Here is a 3,169-nt window from a genome sequence, read left to right as displayed (position 1 = left end):
CGTCGTCCGCCGGCTCCCCCCGCCGTCGATCAAGGAAGCAGGCGGGCGGCGCCGAGGCTGAACGGGATCAGCCCGCCGCTGCCGGAGGCGTAGCCGTACGCGGTTTGCGCGGTGGCCGCCGAGACCGCCCCGGTGAGGCCGAACACCACGCCGTAGCCGAGGTGCGCGTGCTGCGCCTTGAGGAACGTCGCGGTGGACGCCGGCACGGCCGTGGGCGCGGTGAGCAGCATCGGCCCGGCCAGGTGCGCGATGACGGCGCCGCCGCTGAGCGCGTCCGGGAACGTGGTGCCGCTGGCCAGCCCCCAGTACTCCTGCGTCGCGGAGAACAACGGGCTGGCCGCGAGCAGCGCCGCGGTCGCGTACCGGTCGACGCCGGCGTAGGACGCCGTGGCGATCCCGGCGGTGGCGGTCTTGGCCTGGCCGCCCACGGCGATGATCTGCGCGGTGGCGGCCGCCCCGGTGGTCAGGTAGGTCTGCACCGCCGAGGGGAGCGCGTAGTCGTCGCTGAGGACGACGACGCCCCCGGTGCCCGGCGTCCCGTGGGCGGCGGCCCCCGCGGCCAGCGCGTCCGGGAAGTTGCGGCCGGTGGCGACCATGACCGGGCCGAAGGTCAGCCCGATGGCCGTGTCGCGGGCCTGGACCTCGGCGGCCGTCTTGAGGGAGGTGTCGAACCGGTCGACGCCGGCGATGCGCTTGACCGTGAACCCGGCGCCCAGCGCGGCGGTCAGGTCGGTCTGCACGTTGGCGCTCAGCGCGCCGGTGCCGCCCATGAGGATGACCGTGCCGCCGGGCGCCAGCACCCGCTTGATCTCGACGAGGACGCTGGGCAGCAGGATCGTCGGCGGGGTCAGCAGCAGCGGGCCGCCGTACACGCCGGCCAGCGGGACGCCGGACAAGGCGTCGGGGAACAGGTCGCCGCGGGCCAGCACGACCGCGCCAGCGCCCTGCGCCGGGAAGGTGTTGAACGACGCGGCGATCGCGGTGGCGTACCGGTCGGCGCCGCCGATGCGCGTCGCGTAGTCGGAGAGGAAGTCGGTCTGGACCGAGTTGAACGTGACCAGGTCGGCGTAGGTGTCGGTCGCCGGCCAGCCCGGCCCGGCCACCAGGCCGTGGCTGATGACCTTGTTGCCGGTGGCGGTGCAGTGCGACTTGATGGTGGCCAGCGAGTAGCCGTTGGCCGCGCCGCCCTGCAGGCCACTGCCGGTGGGCGGGGTCGCCGCCGGCGCCGTCGTCCCGTTGGCGTTGAGGGTCTTGTCCAGGTACCAGGAGCCGCCCGCGGCGTTCCAGCTCTGCCAGGCGCTCGCGGTCACGGTGCCGTTGCTGAACTTGGTCGGGTCGTAGGTCAGCCGCAGCGTGCCGCCGCTGGTGGCGCACTGCACCGAGATCTCGTACGCCGCGACGGCGGTCGGGTCGCCGGTGTAGGTCGAGTACGACGCGGCCGCGATGCCGCTGACCGGGCCGCCGGCGCCGCTGAGCGTGGACACGGCCGCGACGTCGTTGGCGGTGTTCATGCGCAGCCACAGGCTGCCGTCGACGCCGGTCGGGGGGGTCACATTGCGCAGGTCGACCTGGGCGCTGCCGACCAGCCGGCTGTTGTCGATCCACCAGGTGGTCGGCGGGGTTGCCGGGCTGCCCGGCGTCCAGTGGCCGAGCCCGTTCGAGCTGATGATCTGGGGGGTGACGGCGGCCTGGGCGGCGCCGGGGAAGGCGAGCAGCGCGGTGCCGATGGCCAGCGCGATCCCGGCGGCGGTGGACCGGGTGAGGGTGCGGCGGTTCGGCATTGACGGTCCTTTCCGCAGGGGCGGTCACCCGGGCGCAGACACGGGGTGACGGTCGGATCCGTCGCCCCGTGCCGTGATCCCGTCGATCGGACCCTACCCCCGCCGGGCCGCTCGCCCCGGCCTGCGACTCACCCGCTTGGGGTCAGCGCCGCGTCCCCGCCGCCGTCCCCGCCGCCGTCCCCGCCGTCGCCGCCGTCCGCGAGTGGACTCTCAGTGAGCGGAAAGCCGCTGCTCGGTGCCTGTAACGCTCACTGAGGATCCACTCACGACGGTTGCGACGACATCGTCGATATTCCGGCGCGGTGCCGGAATACTTGACACTGTGGTGGAATGGCGGCAACCTACGGGGGTGGACCTCTCCGCTCCGCTGCGCACGATCGCGCCGAGTCTGGACTCAGCCGTGCTGGAGGTGCTGGCCGGAACAGAGTCTGGCCTGAGCGCGACCCGGATCGCGCGTCTGTCCCGTCGGGGGACCCGTGCCGGGCAGTGGCCGGTGCTCAATCGGCTGGTTGAGCACGGACTGGTGGTCGCGGAGCCGGCCAACACCGGATTCCTCTACCGGCTCAACGCCGACCATGTGCTCGCCCCTGCGGTTCTGTCCGCGGTCAGGGCTCGCACCGAGGTCCTCACCCGGCTGGGTTCGGCCGTGTCCCAGCTGATGCCCGCTCCAGTGCACGCATCCGTGTTCGGGTCGTTCGCAGGCCGTGAGGCCGACGAGCACAGCGACATCGACCTGCTCGTCGTCGTGCCGGACGACGTGGACCTGCGGGACGAGACGTGGCTCGACCAGATGCACCAGCTGTCGGCCAAGGTGCTCACCTGGACCGGAAACAGGCTCGAGTCACTCGTGTACTCGCAGTCACGCCTGCGCGAGATCGCGCAGTCCGGGGAGCCCATCGTGACGTCGTGGCAGCAGGACGGAGTCACCATCCACGGCTGGGCCCTGGGTGAGCTCATGAATCCCCCGCGGATGCGTTCCGGCCAGTCCAGGCGGCGTCGTGGGCCTGCCTCCACGGCGGGTGCGCCGTGACGCCCAAGCAGCTCACCACCCGTCCCGGGGACATGGGACCGGCGCGCAGCCGGAGCCGCATCGCCGAGAAGTCCCTGGAGGTCGCCGAGCTCGCCGTCATCGAGGACGGCACTGCCATCAATGTGTGCGTCGGCCTGTGCGTGCTGTCCGGGATCGCCGCGGCGGACGCGATCTGCGTGGCCGCAACGGGTGAGCGCTATTCGGGCACAGATCACGCCGGCGCGGCCGAGCTGCTGTCCGGGGTGGACTCGACGATGGGCAAGCAGCTGCGGAACGTGGTCGCGCTTAAGCCGGGGAGCCACGACGGCGACGCGCTGCTGGCAGCTCGGGACCGCGACTCCGCTCTCATGTCAGCTCC

At 72.7% G+C, this 3,169-nt stretch carries 3 protein-coding genes; 2 read left to right on the top strand and 1 reads right to left on the bottom strand.

All coding sequences use genetic code 11. The annotated features are described in order from the left end of the window. Positions 1-29 precede the first annotated feature (29 nt). Positions 30-1,781 (bottom strand): cell wall-binding repeat-containing protein, encoded by a 1,752-nt coding sequence (locus tag VIM19_08785; GenBank protein HEY5184978.1) that lies wholly within the window; start codon positions 1,779-1,781, stop codon positions 30-32. Positions 1,782-2,130: 349 nt separating this feature from the next. Here VIM19_08785 and VIM19_08780 point away from each other — a divergent pair, with 349 nt between their 5' ends. After that, on the top strand, positions 2,131-2,811 hold the full coding sequence (locus tag VIM19_08780) for a nucleotidyltransferase domain-containing protein (GenBank protein HEY5184977.1): 681 nt from the start codon (positions 2,131-2,133) through the stop codon (positions 2,809-2,811). Next, on the top strand, positions 2,808-3,169 hold a 362-nt coding region (locus VIM19_08775), incomplete at its 3' end, for a hypothetical protein (GenBank protein HEY5184976.1). The genes VIM19_08780 and VIM19_08775, both read left to right, overlap by 4 nt.

It is taken from the genome of Actinomycetes bacterium, assembly GCA_036510875.1.
Classification (GTDB): Bacteria; Actinomycetota; Actinomycetes; order Prado026; family Prado026; genus DATCDE01.
The sequence above is the reverse complement of the archived record's forward strand: the minus strand, read 5'-3'. Positions and strand labels throughout refer to the sequence as shown.

Excerpts from the sequence above, each read along its gene's own strand:
- VIM19_08785 (HEY5184978.1), bottom strand. The coding sequence starts at position 1,781 with ATGCCGAACCGCCGCACCCTCACCCGGTCCACCGCCGCCGGGATCGCG.